This is a genomic window from Rhizobium sp. FG96, assembly GCF_057808655.1.
Window position 1 is genome coordinate 118737 of the sequence record NZ_JBMDIL010000019.1, and the last position, 15390, is coordinate 134126.

At 62.5% G+C, this 15390-nt stretch carries 14 protein-coding genes; 10 read left to right on the forward strand and 4 right to left on the reverse strand.

The annotated features are described in order from the left end of the window. Positions 1-119: 119 nt before the first annotated feature. The 3 genes from recA to ACODR6_RS29405 all read left to right on the forward strand — a co-directional run bounded on the left by recA (position 120) and on the right by ACODR6_RS29405 (position 4591). Positions 120-1208: a recombinase RecA gene (gene recA / locus ACODR6_RS29395; RefSeq protein WP_112716521.1), complete on the forward strand. Its 1089-nt coding sequence runs from the start codon at positions 120-122 to the stop codon at positions 1206-1208. Positions 1209-1394: 186 nt separating this feature from the next. Continuing rightward, positions 1395-4058, forward strand: coding sequence for an alanine--tRNA ligase (gene alaS, locus ACODR6_RS29400; protein ID WP_489025979.1), 2664 nt, complete (start codon positions 1395-1397; stop codon positions 4056-4058). A gap of 32 nt (positions 4059-4090) precedes the next feature. Further along, positions 4091-4591, forward strand: a complete 501-nt coding sequence (locus tag ACODR6_RS29405; RefSeq protein WP_489025980.1) for an STM3941 family protein — start codon at positions 4091-4093, stop codon at positions 4589-4591. 17 nt (positions 4592-4608) lie between these two features. Here the strand turns inward: ACODR6_RS29405 and ACODR6_RS29410 are convergent, their stop codons facing one another. Then, the gene (locus ACODR6_RS29410) at positions 4609-5241 is read right to left on the reverse strand and encodes a LysE family translocator (RefSeq protein ID WP_489025982.1); all 633 of its coding nucleotides are present in this window, start codon (positions 5239-5241) and stop codon (positions 4609-4611) included. Positions 5242-5367: 126 nt separating this feature from the next. Between ACODR6_RS29410 and ACODR6_RS29415 the strand changes: the two genes are divergently transcribed. Next, positions 5368-6219, forward strand: coding sequence for an AraC family transcriptional regulator (locus tag ACODR6_RS29415; RefSeq protein ID WP_489025983.1), 852 nt, complete (start codon positions 5368-5370; stop codon positions 6217-6219). Here the strand turns inward: ACODR6_RS29415 and ACODR6_RS29420 are convergent. From ACODR6_RS29420 to ACODR6_RS29430, 3 genes are all read right to left on the reverse strand, one after another. Beyond that, positions 6211-6846, reverse strand: coding sequence for a glutathione S-transferase family protein (locus ACODR6_RS29420; protein WP_489025985.1), 636 nt, complete (start codon positions 6844-6846; stop codon positions 6211-6213). The two genes, ACODR6_RS29415 and ACODR6_RS29420, sit on opposite strands and share 9 nt — an antisense overlap. An 87-nt stretch (positions 6847-6933) precedes the next feature. Next, the gene (locus ACODR6_RS29425) at positions 6934-7377 is read right to left on the reverse strand and encodes a GNAT family N-acetyltransferase (protein WP_199629544.1); all 444 of its coding nucleotides are present in this window, start codon (positions 7375-7377) and stop codon (positions 6934-6936) included. 75 nt (positions 7378-7452) lie between these two features. Beyond that, positions 7453-8667 (reverse strand): NADP-dependent isocitrate dehydrogenase, encoded by a 1215-nt coding sequence (locus tag ACODR6_RS29430; protein ID WP_130278217.1) that lies wholly within the window; start codon positions 8665-8667, stop codon positions 7453-7455. 191 nt (positions 8668-8858) lie between these two features. Between ACODR6_RS29430 and ACODR6_RS29435 the strand changes: the two genes are divergently transcribed. The 6 genes from ACODR6_RS29435 to ACODR6_RS29460 all read left to right on the forward strand — a co-directional run. Next, complete coding sequence (locus ACODR6_RS29435) at positions 8859-9380, forward strand: hypothetical protein (RefSeq protein WP_112716503.1); 522 nt, start codon at positions 8859-8861, stop codon at positions 9378-9380. A gap of 87 nt (positions 9381-9467) precedes the next feature. After that, the gene (locus ACODR6_RS29440; RefSeq protein WP_489025987.1) at positions 9468-11447 is read left to right on the forward strand and encodes an FUSC family protein; all 1980 of its coding nucleotides are present in this window, start codon (positions 9468-9470) and stop codon (positions 11445-11447) included. Positions 11448-11503: 56 nt separating this feature from the next. Next, complete coding sequence (locus tag ACODR6_RS29445; RefSeq protein WP_489025989.1) at positions 11504-12334, forward strand: RNA methyltransferase; 831 nt, start codon at positions 11504-11506, stop codon at positions 12332-12334. Beyond that, positions 12315-13118 carry a glutamate racemase gene (gene murI, locus ACODR6_RS29450; RefSeq protein WP_112716497.1) on the forward strand — a complete coding sequence of 268 codons (804 nt, stop codon included), beginning with the start codon at positions 12315-12317 and terminating at the stop codon, positions 13116-13118. Before ACODR6_RS29445 ends, murI begins: the two co-directional genes overlap by 20 nt. Positions 13119-13216: 98 nt before the next feature. Next, positions 13217-14389 carry an MFS transporter gene (locus ACODR6_RS29455; RefSeq protein ID WP_489025991.1) on the forward strand — a complete coding sequence of 391 codons (1173 nt, stop codon included), beginning with the start codon at positions 13217-13219 and terminating at the stop codon, positions 14387-14389. Positions 14390-14486: 97 nt separating this feature from the next. Next, a partial coding sequence (locus tag ACODR6_RS29460; protein ID WP_489025993.1) for a helicase HerA domain-containing protein occupies positions 14487-15390 on the forward strand: 904 nt, incomplete at its 3' end.

Below are 15390 nucleotides of genomic sequence, written 5' to 3' on the forward strand. Positions count from 1 at the left end.
ATTTACCTTTTTCTTTCAACCGCTTGAACGCCTCTTGCGAAATGAGAACAAATCACGTACAAAATCGGCATCGGCGGCGACATTGCTAGAGCGGCTTCAATAACCTAAAGGTGGATCGAATGTCACAGAATACATTGCGGCTTGTAGAGGACAAATCGGTGGACAAAAGCAAGGCACTTGAAGCGGCACTCTCTCAGATCGAGCGGTCGTTCGGCAAGGGCTCGATCATGAAACTCGGCGCGAAGGACAGCGTCATCGAGGTCGAAACCGTATCGACGGGTTCTCTCAGCCTCGATATCGCGCTCGGCATCGGCGGTCTCCCGAAGGGTCGTATCATCGAAATTTATGGACCGGAAAGCTCCGGTAAGACGACGCTGGCGCTGCAGACGATCGCGGAAGCCCAGAAGAAGGGCGGCATCTGCGCCTTCGTCGACGCCGAACACGCGCTGGACCCGGTCTATGCACGCAAGCTCGGCGTCGATCTGCAGAACCTCTTGATCTCGCAGCCCGATACCGGTGAGCAGGCGCTCGAAATCACCGACACGCTGGTTCGCTCCGGCGCCGTCGACGTTCTCGTTGTCGACTCGGTCGCAGCGCTGACGCCGCGTGCCGAAATCGAAGGCGAAATGGGCGACAGCCTGCCGGGTCTTCAGGCCCGCCTGATGAGCCAGGCGCTGCGCAAGCTGACGGCCTCGATCTCGAAGTCGAACTGCATGGTGATCTTCATCAACCAGATCCGCATGAAGATCGGCGTCATGTTCGGTTCGCCTGAGACGACGACGGGCGGTAACGCGCTGAAGTTCTACGCCTCGGTTCGCCTCGACATCCGCCGTATCGGCGCGGTCAAGGAGCGCGAAGAGGTGATCGGCAACCAGACCCGCGTCAAGGTCGTCAAGAACAAGATGGCGCCTCCCTTCAAGCAGGTCGAATTCGATATCATGTATGGCGAAGGCGTTTCCAAGACCGGCGAGCTCGTCGATCTCGGCGTCAAGGCCGGCATCGTCGAGAAGTCGGGCGCCTGGTTCTCCTATAACAGCCAGCGTCTCGGCCAGGGCCGTGAGAACGCCAAGATCTTCCTGCGCGACAATCCGGATGTTGCCCGCGAGATCGAGACGTCGCTGCGCCAGAATGCCGGCCTGATCGCCGACCGCATTCTGCAGAACGGCGGACCCGATGCCAACGACAGCGACGGTGACGGCGAACCCTGATCCTTTCCTGACAATTTGAGTGCCAGCCGGCCGCATTCGAGACCCGAATGCGGCCGGTTTCGTTTGCGGATGCCTGTGTGCTCTAAGCTGTCTGACGTTTGCCTGCTGGACAGTGGTTAATGCGGGCGATAAAAGCCACTGGATTTAAAGTTTTGACCTGCCGTGGGCAGCATTGAAGGGCATAGCATGAGCGGTGTGAATGATATCCGGTCGACCTTCCTCGACTATTTCAAGACCAACGGCCACGAAGTCGTGCCGTCGAGCCCGCTCGTGCCGCGCAACGACCCGACACTGATGTTCACCAATGCCGGTATGGTGCAGTTCAAGAACGTCTTTACCGGTCTTGAGAAGCGTCCCTATTCGACGGCGGCGACGGCGCAGAAATGCGTGCGCGCCGGCGGCAAGCATAACGACCTTGATAATGTCGGCTATACTGCCCGCCATCACACCTTCTTCGAGATGCTCGGCAACTTCTCCTTCGGCGATTATTTCAAGGAACGGGCGATCGAGCTTGCATGGAACCTGATCACCAAGGAATTCGGCATCGATGCCAAGCGCCTGCTGGTGACCGTCTATCACACCGACGACGAGGCTTTCGGCCTGTGGAAGAAGGTCGCCGGTCTTTCTGACGACCGGATCATCCGTATTCCGACCAGCGACAATTTCTGGGCGATGGGCGATACCGGCCCGTGCGGTCCGTGCTCGGAGATTTTCTACGATCACGGCGATCATATCTGGGGCGGCCCTCCCGGCTCGCCGGAAGAAGATGGCGACCGGTTCATCGAGATCTGGAACCTCGTCTTCATGCAATACGAGCAGATCACCAAGGAAGAGCGCGTCGACCTGCCGCGCCCGTCGATCGATACCGGCATGGGCCTTGAGCGTGTTGCGGCGCTGCTGCAGGGCAAGCATGACAATTACGACATCGACCTGTTCCGGGCGCTGATCGAAGCCTCGGAAGAGGCGACCGGCGTCAAGGCCGAAGGTGACCAGCGCGCCAGCCATCGCGTCATCGCCGACCATCTGCGGTCCTCCGCTTTCCTGATCGCCGACGGCGTTCTGCCGTCAGCAGAAGGCCGTGGCTATGTGCTTCGACGCATCATGCGCCGCGCCATGCGCCATGCCGAATTGCTTGGCGCCCGCGAACCGCTGATGTGGAAGCTGCTGCCGGCGCTGATCCAGCAGATGGGCCGCGCCTATCCGGAGCTGGTGCGCGCCGAAGCGCTGATCACCGAGACCCTGAAGCTTGAGGAAACCAAGTTCCGCACCACCTTGAAGCGCGGCCTGTCGCTGCTTTCGGATGCGACAACGACGCTCGGCAAGGGTGACATGCTCGACGGCGAGACCGCCTTCAAGCTTTACGATACCTACGGCTTCCCGCTCGACCTGACGCAGGACGCGTTGCGCGCCCGCGAAATCAGCGTCGATCTCAGCGGCTTCACCGATGCCATGGAGCGCCAGAAGGCTGAGGCCCGTTCGCATTGGGCCGGCTCCGGCGACAAGGCGACCGAAACCATCTGGTTCGAGCTGCGCGAAAAGCATGGCGCAAGCGAGTTTCTCGGCTATGCCACGGAGAGCGCCGAAGGCGTCGTCCAGGCGATCGTCAAGGACGGTGCTGCCGTTGCTCAGGCTGCCAGCGGTGACAAAGTGCAGATCGTCGTAAACCAGACGCCGTTCTACGGCGAGTCCGGCGGCCAGGTCGGCGACGCCGGCGTCATTTCGTCCGATAATGCCAAGATCGAGATCACCGATACGCAGAAGCGCGGCGAAGGTCTGTTCGTGCATATCGGCACGGTCGTCGAAGGCACGATCAAGGCCGGCGATGCCGTGGCTTTGACGGTCGATCATGGCCGCCGCTCGCAGATCCGCGCCAACCATTCGGCCACGCATCTGCTGCACGAGGCGCTGCGCGAGGTGTTGGGTACCCACGTAGCCCAGAAGGGTTCGCTGGTCACACCCGACCGCCTCCGCTTCGACGTGTCGCATCCCAAGCCGATGTCGGCGGACGAGCTCAAGGTGGTCGAGGACATGGCCAACGAGATCATTCTGCAGAACGCAGCGGTCACGACCCGTCTGATGAGCGTCGACGACGCCCGTGCCGAAGGCGCGATGGCGCTGTTCGGCGAGAAGTATGGCGACGAGGTGCGGGTGGTTGCCATGGGGCAGGGCCTGCACGGAGCCAAGGCCGGAAAGCCCTATTCCATCGAACTGTGCGGCGGCACGCACGTGTCTGCGACCGGTGATATCGGGCTGGTGCGCATTCTCGGCGACAGTGCCGTCAGCTCGGGCGTGCGCCGTCTCGAGGCGGTTACCGGTGAAGCGGCCCGTATCTATCTCGCTGAGCAGGACGACCGCGTGAAGACGCTGGCGTCTGCCCTCAAGGTGCAGGCCGGCGATGTGGTTTCGCGCGTCGAAGCGCTGATGGACGAGCGCCGCAAGCTGGAGCGCGAATTGGCCGATGCCAAGCGTAAGCTGGCGATGGGCGGCGGCCAGGGCGGTTCCGCCGATGAGGCGGCTCGCGAGATCGCAGGCGTCAAGTTCCTCGGCAAGACTATTACCGGGGTCGATCCCAAGGATCTGAAGGGCATTGCCGACGACGGCAAGGCGAGCCTCGGTTCGGGCGTCGTGACGCTGATCGGCGTCTCGGAAGACGGCAAGGCGAGCGCCGTTGTTGCCGTTACCGAAGATCTGGTCGGCCGCTTCAGCGCCGTCGATCTCGTCCGCATCGCCTCTGCCGCGCTCGGCGGCAAGGGCGGCGGTGGGCGTCCTGACATGGCGCAGGCCGGCGGTCCGGATGGATCGAAGGCCGACGAGGCGATCGAGGCTGTTGCCGCAGCACTCGCCGGCTGATCGATAAAGGCCCGGAGGGCAGGAGGTTCTCGATGAAGGTCCACCGCTCTCCGGCCAAGATGATCGGTCTCGCCTTTCTCTCGCTGCTCATGACAGCGCTCGCGCTTTTTGTCGGGTTCACCGGCTATCAAAAGGAAGGCGCGGGCGGCTTTCCTGTTTTCATTGGCATTATCGGTGGCCTGTTTTTCCTGATCGCCTTCATCGCGATCGCCTGGAAGGCCTTCGATCGCCGCCCGGTTCTGGATTTTTCCGACGAGGGCCTGCTGGCAACCGAGGTTGCGCCCGAGCGCATTGCCTGGCGCGATCTACTGGCGGTGCGCGTCTTCCAGCTTCACAAGCAGCGTTTCATCGAACTTCAGGTGACACCGCAGGCGTCCGCCGCTTTGACACTTTCGCGCATGGTGCGGCTGAACAATCGTGCGCTTGGAAAATCCAACGACTATCTGACGCTCTCGACAAGCGGCCTCGACCGTTCCGTCGAGGAGATATTCTCGCTGATCCAGCAGCGGGCAGAGGCGGCGCGCCAGAGCTGAGCGCGCCGCAATCCGTTTCAGTTCCTCGATTGCAGAGCGAGGCGGCAGGCGAGCCCGGTGAAGACCGCCGCCAGCGCATATTGCGGCAGCCGCGGAAACCGGCGCATCGCCCTGAGGCGATTGCGTATCTGGCTTCCGAGCAGGATCACCGCGCCGTTCACCGCGAAGCCGATGATGTTGAGGATGCTTGCGAGTGCGAGCATCTGGCTCGCCATCGAACCGGCATTCGGCTGGATGAACTGCGGAAAGAGGGCGAGCACGAAGAGCGCCATCTTCGGATTGAGCAGGTTTGTCGCGAGACCCGTCGTGAAGATGCGGATGCCTGATATCCTTTGTACCGTTGACGTGGGCTCGAAGGCGGTCGCCTGCGAGCGGATCGTCCTGTAGGCGAGGTAGAGCAGGTAGGCGCAGCCTGCCCAGCGGACCGCCTCATAGGCGGCGGGGACGGTGACGAAGAGCTGCGACAGGCCAAAGGCAGCCGCGAGCGCGTGGCAATAGGTGCCGGCGGCGATTCCGGCATAGGTCAGGAAGCCTGCGGCGCGGCCCTGGCTGATGCTGCGCGAGGCGATCAGCAGCATGTCGGGTCCGGGCGTCGCGGTCAGCACCAGGGCTGCAGCGGCAAAGAGCATGAGTGTTGAAAAATCCGGCATTGTGAAATCCTCTTGGGTTCGAGCCGGAATTCCGGTCTATCAAGATTCGCGGGCCGCGCAAGTCCGCAGGATTTGTCAAATCGGGCTGTGCTTTCCTGCAGTCGATCGATTTGCATGAGGTTTGACATGAACGGGCAAACGGCTTGGTCTCTCTATGAAAACCGCCTCCAGCGGGTTTCGGCCTATATCTACGACCACCTCGATGAGGAGCTGGATATGGCGCGGCTGGCCGAGATTGCCTGCATGTCGAGCTATCACTGGCACAGGATCTATCGCGCGGTTCATGGCGAGACGCTGGCGGCCACCGTCAAGCGGCTGCGCCTGCATCGCGCGGCGGGCGATATCGTCCGCACCGATCTTGATATCAGCGAGATTGCGAAGCGATCCGGCTATCCCAATCTCCAGTCTTTCAACCGGATCTTCAAATCGGTCTATGGCATGCCGCCGGCACGCTACCGGAAAGAGGGAAGCCACACAGTCTTCCAACCTCCGCTGCCAGGAAAGGCAACAGCCATGTTTGACGTGACCTTGAAGACCATCGAGCCGATCGACCTGATCGGCGTGCCGCATCGCGGCTCCTACATGCAGATCGGCAAGGCCTTCGAGACGCTGTTAGGAACGCTGCATGCCCGGGGGCTGGCGAAACCCGACATGCGGATGATCGGCGTCTATTTCGATGATCCCGATATCGTTCCGGCCGACGAGCTGCGTTCGATCGCCTGCGTTGCCGGCGGCGCGGATATCGCAGCCGATCCGCCGTTCGAGCGCCGGCGGATCGATGGCGGCGAATATGCGGTTCTGCGCCACAAGGGACCCTATGCCGATATGCACAGGGCTTATCAGTGGCTCTATGGCGAGTGGCTGCCGGTTTCCGGCCGGCAGCTGCGCGATGCCCTGATGTTCGAGGATTATCTCAACAATCCGCGCGATACGGCGCCGACCGGATTGCTGACGGATATCTACATGCCGCTAGTATGAGGCGGCCTGCGGCATGCCCTTCAACGCTTCGTCGTCGATTGCGGCGGCGCGTTTGTAGGCCTCACGGCTGGTGACGCGGCCGAGATAATCGGCAAAGGCCGGCCGCTTTTCGATGGAGCCGAAATTCAAGCCCCAGCTGACATGCGAGCCGACATAGACATCGGCGGCGGTGAAGCGGTCGCCGGCGATATAGGGCGTCTCGGTCACTGCTTTTTCGAGCGTGTCCATGACATCGCCGAAGCTGCCATATCCGACGCTGCGGGCCTTGTCGGCGGGGGTGACGACGCCGAGCATGCGGATGGTGACGACCGATTCCAGCGGGCCTGCGGCAAAGAACATCCAGCGGTAATAGGAGCCGCGCTCTTGCGGGCGCGGCGCCAGTTCGTTCTCAGGGAAGGTATCGGCGAGGAAAGCGCAGATCGCGGCGCATTCGGTGACGACAGTGCCGTTATGGCGGATCGCCGGCACCTTGCCCATCGGGTTGACCGAGAGATAATCCTCGCCCTTCATTGTGCCGCCGAAGGTCAGGATTTCGGTGCGGTAGGGAACACCTGTTTCCTCCAGCATCCAGCGGGCAATGCGCCCGCGCGACATCGGGTTCGTGTAGAATACCAGCTCTTCTGTCATGACCTCTCCTTCTCCATTGTCGATATCTGGCGCAGGCCAGCGATGCGGCAATGTCTAGAGGAGGCTGCTGCCAGATTCTGTCAGCAGTCAGAGCTGCTTGCGGTATTGGATGAAGCCGGAGCGCTCGGCGATCTGGTCGTAGAGGCGGCGTGCCCGCTCGTTGCTCTCGTGCGTCATCCAGTAGAGCCGGCCGGCGCCATTCTCGCGCGCCAAATCGGCGACACGCTCGATCAGTGCGGCGCCGGTGCCAAGCCCGCGCTGGTCTGCCTCGACATAGAGATCCTGCAGGTAGCAGGTCCATTTCGGCAGCCATGTCGAGCGATGGAAGATCGCGTGGACGATACCCTTCAGCGTGCCGTCATCGTCAAAGGCGCCGAAGGCATGCATCGGCTCGTTTGCGGCGTGGAAGCGCGCCCAGGTGAGATCGGTGGTCTCAGGCGGAATGACGACTTCGTAGAAACTCTGATAGCCCTTCCACAGCGGCTCCCATGCAGCGCGGTCGGAAAGCGTGAGCAGGCGGATCGTCGTCATGTGCTGTTCCCTTGTTGTTGAAATGAAAACGGCGGGAAGATCCCGCCGTTCTGCTGTTTGCTATTGCTGGCCGCCTCAGGCGCCCATGGCCTTCTGCAGGTTCTCGTCGATCTTGTCGAGGAAGGCAGTGGTGGAGAGCCAGGGCTGATCCGGGCCGATCAGCAGCGCCAGGTCTTTGGTCATGAAGCCGGCTTCGACGGTGTCGACGCAGACCTTTTCCAGCGTCGAGGCGAACTTTGCGAGTTCGGCGTTGTCGTCGAGCTTGGCGCGGTGTGCGAGGCCGCGGGTCCAGGCGAAGATCGAGGCGATCGAGTTCGTCGAGGTTTCCTGACCCTTCTGGTGCTGGCGGTAGTGGCGGGTAACCGTGCCGTGAGCGGCTTCGGCTTCGACCGTCTTGCCATCCGGCGTGAGGAGAACCGAGGTCATCAGGCCGAGCGAACCGAAGCCCTGGGCAACCGTGTCGGACTGGACGTCGCCGTCGTAGTTCTTGCAGGCCCAGACGTAGCCGCCGGACCACTTCAGAGCCGAAGCGACCATGTCGTCGATCAGGCGGTGTTCGTAGGTGATGCCGAGTTCCTTGAACTGATCCTGGAATTCAGCTTCGTAGACTTCCTGGAAGATGTCCTTGAAGCGGCCGTCATAGGCCTTCAGGATGGTGTTCTTGGTCGACAGGTAGACCGGCCACTTGCGCATCAGGCCGTACATCATCGAGGCGCGGGCGAATTCGCGGATCGACTCGTCGAGGTTGTACATCGCCATGGCAACGCCGGAACCGGGGGCGTCGAAGACGTCCTTCTCGATGACAGTGCCGTCTTCGCCGACGAACTTGATGGTCAGCTTGCCCTTGCCCGGGAATTTGAAGTCGGTGGCGCGGTACTGGTCGCCGAAAGCGTGACGGCCGACGACGATCGGCTTGGTCCAGCCCGGAACGAGGCGCGGAACGTTCTGGCAGATGATCGGCTCGCGGAAGATGACGCCGCCGAGGATGTTGCGGATCGTGCCGTTCGGGCTCTTCCACATCTGCTTGAGGTTGAATTCCTTGACGCGGTCTTCGTCCGGGGTGATCGTCGCGCACTTGATGCCGACGCCGTGCTTCTTAATGGCGTTGGCGGCGTCAACGGTGACCTGGTCGTTGGTGGCGTCGCGGTTTTCGACAGAGAGGTCGAAATAGTCGATTTCGAGGTCGAGATACGGATGGATCAGCTTGTCCTTGATAAGCTGCCAGATGATGCGCGTCATTTCATCGCCGTCGAGATCGGCGACGGGGTTAGCGACCTTGATCTTTTTCATGTATCTGCCTCGTAAGCTTGATGGGGACTGGGTCCCGTGGCGGGTGATTTCTAAAATCCCGAGGGCTATAGCATTGTGTGCCCGGAACGCAAAGCCGCAAGCGCCCCCGAAAGCGGATTTTGGGCCCCATTGCCAAGCGCGCGAATTCGGCTAGTGTCCGCGGCAATTGCTTCGTTAACGGACATTTCATCATGAAGACGATTGCCTTGCTGATCGCCGGTTTGGCCGGCCTGCCGACGCTCGCAACTGCCGCCGATATTCCGGCGCCGGTTCAGGAAATCATGGACGCGACGGTCAACAACTGGTCGGGCGACGACATCGAGTGGGTCGACATTTTCGATGCGGCAAAACTCGACAAGCTCTACAGCAAGGATTTCGCCGCGAAGTATCGCGAAGCGGCCAAACATCCGGCCGTCGACGACGGCATTTCGCCCTTCGATTACGATGTGATCATCAATGGCCAGGACGCTTGCCCGCTCGAGGATCTGAAGCTGACGCCGCAGAAGACGGCCGAGGGCGAGGACGAAGTCGTCGTCTCGTTCCGGAAGATGGGCTGCGCCGATGGCGACGAGGCGAAGGCGGTCTCGACCGTGCGTTTCGAGATGGTGACCGAGGACGGCAAGCCTGTCGTCGATGACATCATGCTGCAGGATGACGAAACCAAGGAGACGAGCTCACTAAAATCGACGATGGACGAGATCGCCAAACAGTAGGCGCCGTCAGCCGTTTGATTTTGGCCTTTGCGGCGGTATGTCCGGGTAGCGCATCTTTCGAGATTCCGGTGCGTGAGGGCTTATCTGTTGTTTTCGGGTTTCGATCTTCGCGACTGGTTGCTTGCCAACGATCCGGCGCTGTCGCGCTTGCGGATCGCATCGCGCGTGACGCTGACGATCGTCATCTCCTTCGCGATCCTGTTTGCCATCCATCTCTTCGCCGTGCCGCTGCCGACGGCGTCCTACGGTCTCGGTATCCTGCTCTCGATCGAGGGCGGGGTTGCCGTGCGCGACAAGGGCAATGCGCAGCAGCTGGTCACCCGGCTGCTTGGCTGCGTCGCCAGTCTGGTGGTGGTCGGGGTCGCGGCGGCGCTGGAGGGCCACCGGGTTCTCTCGGACCTTGCCTTTCTCGTCGTGATCTTCCTGGCGGCGTCCGCCCGCGTCTTTGGGGCGCGCGGCTTTGCGATCGGCATGTTCGCCTTCACCTCCTATTTCATGGGCGCCTATTTCCAGCCTGATATTGCGGAACTGCCGCTGGTGGCGGTCGGCCCCGTCGTTGCGGCGCTGACGGGGCATGTCATGCGCGTCATGGTCATGCCCGAGGATTGGCGCCGCGACCTTCTGCGATCGCTGGAGAGCGTGCAGGGCAGGGTGAACCAGATCCTGTTCAAGCTCGCGGCCCTCGCATCCGAAGGGAAAGTCGCCGAGCATGATCGCCGGGAACTGCGGGTGCTGGAGGAACGGCTGAAGGAAGTCGTGCTGATGGCCGAAAGCTTCATTCCGCGCCCGGCCGGCGGCGTGTTCGACAAGGGCGGCGATCCGGCAGCGGAACTGGCGATCCGGCTCTTTGATCTGCACCTTGCCGCCGAAAGCGCCATCGTTCTCAGCCTGCAGAGTGTTCCGGATTTCGCTCTCGTCCATGCCATTATCGAGGGCCGGCACAGAGAGCTCGATGAGGACAGGGACGCGTCACCGGATGCGGCGGCTGAAACGCGCCGGGCGCTCTTCTGGCTCGGCGAAACCAAATGTCACCTGGGGGAGACAATTGCGCAGGCGCGGCTGACGGATTTTGTCGGCATGCTGCCCGCCGAGGACAAGCCTGATGTCGCCAGGATCGATTTCTCGCTCAATAATCCACAGATCAAGTCGACGTTGCAGATCACGCTTGCGGCGGCGCTGGCGATGAGCGTTGGGCTGGCGCTGTCGCGCGAACGGTGGTTCTGGGCCGTGCTGGCCTCCTTCCTGGTTTTCACCAACACCAATTCGCGCGGCGATACCGCAATGAAGGCGCTGCAGCGATCGCTCGGCACGCTGTTCGGCATTGCGATCGGCCTCGGCCTCGCGACGCTGATCGGCAGCGAGGATGCGATCGGCATCCCCGTCGCCATCGTCTGCATCTTCCTCGCCTTCTACTTCCTGCAGATTTCCTATGCGACGATGACCTTCTTCATCTCGATCGTGCTCTGCCTTGTCTACGGGATGACCGGAGCGCTGACCGTCGATCTCCTGGCGCTGCGCTTCGAGGAGACGCTGATCGGCGCGATTGCCGGGACGGCGGTTGCCTTTCTCGTCTTCCCGGCGCGCACCCGCGGCGCGCTCGATGCGGCCCTCCGGAAATGGTTCGATGCACTCGACGCGCTGCTTGCCGCCACCGTGGACGGGAAGCCGCGCTATGAGCTGATCGGCCTGTCGCAGACGCTCGATGCCGCCTATCGCGATGTCACGGTTGCCGCGCGACCACTCGGCTCCACCTGGTCTGTCGTCACGCGGCCGGGACCCATCCGCCAGACGCTGGCGATCTTCCTGTCGGGGACCTACTGGGCGCGGATCGTCGCGAGTTCGCTTGGTGGCAATATGGGCGCTGAGGACCACGAACAGATCGTTGCTGCGCTGAGACAGGCGCGGGCGCGGATCGCCGAGATCGCGCCGCGTGCGTCCGAGTGCTTCTTCATCGAGCGGCAGTCGCCGTCATCCGCGGCGCGCAATCTGCCGATCTCGGCTCAGGGTTCGCGGCTGGGCGTCGAGATGATCGGCGGAGTGCTCGATCGGCTCTATCCGGCGGCATAAGCCTTGCCGTTTGCCGCCAGCGGGGCTATTCCGGCTCGAAAGCAAGGACGGCGCATATGGCAGGTACAAACAGCGAGCGGGAACTTCTGACCGAGGGACCGGCGATCATTCTGGTCGAACCGCAGATGGGCGAGAATATCGGCATGGTGGCGCGCGCCATGGCGAATTTCGGCCTTTCCGAGCTCCGGCTCGTCAATCCGCGCGACGGCTGGCCGAACGAGCGGGCGCAGGCAACGGCGTCCAAGGCCGATCACGTCATCGAGGCGGCCAAGGTTTACGACACGCTGGAAGAGGCTATTGCCGACCTCAATTTCGTCTATGCGACGACGGCGCGCGAACGCGACGGTTTCAAGCCGGTACGCTCTCCGGTCGTTGCGGCGGAGACGTTGCGGACGAAATTTCGGGCAGGCGAGGGCACCGGCATCCTCTTCGGCCGCGAGCGCTGGGGCCTCACCAATGAGGAAGTGGCGCTGGCCGACGAGATCGTCACCTTCCCGGTCAATCCCGCCTTTGCCTCGCTGAACATCGCCCAGGCGGTGCTGCTGATGTCCTATGAGTGGATGAAGTCGGGCATGGAAGATCTCTCCGCCGTGCCGTTCCAGGCCATGGAGCAGACGCAGTCGACCAAGGAGCAGCTGTTCGGTTTCTTCGACCAGCTCGAGGAGGCGCTGGAAGCGCGTAATTATTTCCATCCGCCCGCGAAAAAGCCCAAAATGGTGGACAACCTCCGGGCCGTCCTTTCCCGCCGCGCTTTCACGGAACAGGAAATCAGCGTGCTGCGCGGCGTGGTCTCCTCCCTCGACCGTTTCTCGCGGCAATATCCGCGCGGAAGCCGGTCTCCCGCAGTTGCCAAGGAACAGCCGAAAGATGACGTCAGCGGCGAATGAGCTGAAACCGGTCCTGGTCTTCGATTCCGGTATCGGGGGCCTGACCGTGCTGCGCGAGGCGCGCGTGCTGATGCCCGAGCGCGGCTTCATCTATGTCGCAGACGATGCCGGGTTTCCCTATGGCGGCTGGGAAGAGCAGGCGCTGAAGGAGCGCGTCATCGCGCTCTTCGGCAGACTGCTGAACGACTATGACCCCGAAGTCTGCATCATCGCCTGCAACACCGCCTTCACGCTTGTCGGCGCCGATCTCAGGGCTGCCTTTCCGCAGATGACCTTTGTCGGCACCGTGCCGGCGATCAAGCCTGCGGCCGAGCGGACCCGCTCGGGGCTCGTTTCGGTTCTGGCGACGCCCGGCACCGTCAAGCGCGCCTATACGCGCGATCTGATCCAGTCCTTCGCGCAGCAATGTCATGTCCGTCTCGTCGGTTCGGAAAACCTCGCACGGATGGCGGAAGCCTATATTCGCGGCGAGACGGTTTCGGATGAGGCGGTGACGGCCGAAATCGAGCAGTGTTTCGTCGAGAAGGACGGGCACAAGACCGATATCGTCGTGCTCGCCTGCACACATTACCCGTTCATGGCCAATCTTTTCCGCAGGCTCGCGCCCTGGCCGGTCGACTGGCTCGATCCGGCCGAGGCGATTGCGCGGCGCGCCCGCAGCCTGGTACCGCAGGTGGCCGACGCGGTGCACCCTGACAATTTCGACTTTGCCGTCTTCACGTCGGGCAATCCCGATTTCGCGACGGCGCGGCTGATGCAGGGTTTCGGCCTCAGCACGCGATAGGTGATCCGCGCTTTCCTTAGGCGCGGCAATGACGCAGATTTGTCGATGGGGAATCAGAAGCGGCGCCCACCGCCTCTGAGAATGAAGGGATGCGCGCCGTGCCGCTTCAAAGACTTGTCATGCTGATTTTCTTCCTGCAGCCGATCGCCTTCGGGGCATGGCTGCCGCGCATCCCGGATGTGCAGGCGAAGCTGAACCTCGGCACCGCGGATCTCGCGATCGCGCTTCTCGGCCTGCCGATCGGTACGCTGCTGACCTTGTCTTTCGCCGGCCGCGTCGTCTCACGCATCGGGGGACGGGCGGCGATCATCTATGGCTTCGTCTTCTTCCTCGCCGTCGTCTCGCTGCCCGCCTTCGCGCCGACCGTGACGCTTCTGTTCTTCTCGCTGATGATCCTTGGCGTGGCGCTCTCGACCGTCGAACTCGGCATGAATGTCGAGGCTGACCTGACCGAGAAAGTGACGGGGCTGATCATCATGAGCCGCTCGCACGGCTTCTGGAGCCTCGGCATCATGTTCGGCAGCCTGCTCGGCGCCGGTGCGATTGCCATCGGCGCGCCGCCGCATTGGTCGATCCTCGCCATTGCTGTCGTCGTGCTGCCGATTGCGCTCTTCGTCAGCACCCGGCTGCCGAAACTGCCGGAAAGTCACCATGCGGAGACCGCCGCGACTTACCGCTTCAAGCTGCCCGGTCTGGCGCTGATCGGCATCTGCGCCTTCGTCTTTGGCGTGACGATGACCGAGGGCGCGATTGCCGACTGGTCGGCGGTTTATCTCCGTGATGTCTTCGGCTCCGAGGGCGCGCAGATGGGTCTCGGCTATTCCGTCTTCGCCTTCATGGTGGCGGCGGGCCGCTTCAGTGGCGATTACATGAAGGGCCGGTTCGGGCCTGTGGCGATCGCGCGCGGATGCGGCATTGCCTCGCTTGCCGGGATGCTGATCATTCTGGTGGCGCCAGCGCCGCCCTTTGCGCTCCTCGGCTTCGCGGCGATCGGCGTCGGCGTCTCCGTCGGTTTTCCGCTCGCTGTGACGGCGGCTGCGGCGCTGACCGACCGCCCGGCGGCTGCGAGCCTGGCGATCCTATCCTTCGTTGCGCTGCTCGGCTTTCTCGTCGGGCCGCCGATCATCGGTTTCATCGGTGAATATTGGGGCTTGCGGATCGGTCTTGCGGTGCTGATGGTGCCGCTGTTCGTCAGCCTGATCTTCACGCATATGCTCACACCGCGCGCGACCGAGAATGGCGGCCGGCTGGTCGAGCGCGAGGCCGTCTGAACGCTCGCGTCTTTCTGTGGGTTTTTGCGGCAAACGGGTAACAATCGCGGCGGCGAATATGCTAGACACGCCGGTGAAATATTAAGGGGAATCAGACTTGCAGGTTGGCATCGATATGGGAACGGCGTCCGGCAGCAGCCCGGCGACACTCGATATCGAGGAGCTGCTGGCAACGCGCCTGCTCGTTCAGGGCAATTCCGGCTCCGGCAAGTCGCATCTGCTGCGGCGCCTGCTAGAGCAATCCGCCCAATGGGTTCAGCAGGTCATCATCGATCCCGAAGGCGACTTCGTAACGCTCAGCGACCGTTTCGGCCATATCGTCGTCGATGGCGAGCGCACCGAAGCAGAGCTTGCCGGTATCGCCAACCGCATCCGCCAGCATCGCGTTTCCTGCGTGCTGACGCTCGAAGGCCTTGATATCGAGCAGCAGATGCGTGCTGCGGCTGCCTTCCTCAACGGCATGTTCGATGCCGACCGTGAATATTGGTATCCGGTTCTCGTCGTCGTCGACGAAGCGCAGATGTTCGCGCCGTCCGTTGGCGGGGATGTCTCGGAAGATGCGCGCAAGATGTCGCTCGGCGCGATGACCAACCTGATGTGCCGCGGCCGTAAGCGCGGTCTGGCGGGCGTCATCGCCACGCAGCGTCTGGCGAAGCTTGCGAAGAACGTCGCGGCCGAAGCCTCGAACTTCCTGATGGGCCGCACCTTCCTCGATATCGACATGGCGCGCGCTGCCGATCTGCTCGGCATGGACCGGCGCCAGGCGGAAATGTTCCGTGACCTGAAGCGTGGCAATTTCGTTGCCCTCGGGCCGGCACTGTCGCGCCGGCCGCTGCCGATCCAGATCGGTAACGTCGAGACCTCGGCGCGTTCGTCGAGCCCGAAGCTGATGCCGCTGCCGGATGCGCCGCAGGATGTCGAGGACCTGATCTTCACGCCGGATCCGGAAGAGTTCCAGCGGCCGATCTTGCGCCGGGGGGGGGGGGGGGGGGGGGGGGGGG

Bases quoted from the DNA above. Each gene is read 5' to 3' on its own strand.
- recA (WP_112716521.1), top strand. From the start codon at position 120: ATGTCACAGAATACATTGCGGCTTGTAGAGGACAAATCGGTGGACAAA.
- alaS (WP_489025979.1), top strand. From the start codon at position 1,395: ATGAGCGGTGTGAATGATATCCGGTCGACCTTCCTCGACTATTTCAAG.
- ACODR6_RS29405 (WP_489025980.1), top strand. From the start codon at position 4,091: ATGAAGGTCCACCGCTCTCCGGCCAAGATGATCGGTCTCGCCTTTCTC.
- ACODR6_RS29410 (WP_489025982.1), bottom strand. From the start codon at position 5,241: ATGCCGGATTTTTCAACACTCATGCTCTTTGCCGCTGCAGCCCTGGTG.
- ACODR6_RS29415 (WP_489025983.1), top strand. From the start codon at position 5,368: ATGAACGGGCAAACGGCTTGGTCTCTCTATGAAAACCGCCTCCAGCGG.
- ACODR6_RS29420 (WP_489025985.1), bottom strand. From the start codon at position 6,846: ATGACAGAAGAGCTGGTATTCTACACGAACCCGATGTCGCGCGGGCGC.
- ACODR6_RS29425 (WP_199629544.1), bottom strand. From the start codon at position 7,377: ATGACGACGATCCGCCTGCTCACGCTTTCCGACCGCGCTGCATGGGAG.
- ACODR6_RS29430 (WP_130278217.1), bottom strand. From the start codon at position 8,667: ATGAAAAAGATCAAGGTCGCTAACCCCGTCGCCGATCTCGACGGCGAT.
- ACODR6_RS29435 (WP_112716503.1), top strand. From the start codon at position 8,859: ATGAAGACGATTGCCTTGCTGATCGCCGGTTTGGCCGGCCTGCCGACG.
- ACODR6_RS29445 (WP_489025989.1), top strand. From the start codon at position 11,504: ATGGCAGGTACAAACAGCGAGCGGGAACTTCTGACCGAGGGACCGGCG.
- murI (WP_112716497.1), top strand. From the start codon at position 12,315: ATGACGTCAGCGGCGAATGAGCTGAAACCGGTCCTGGTCTTCGATTCC.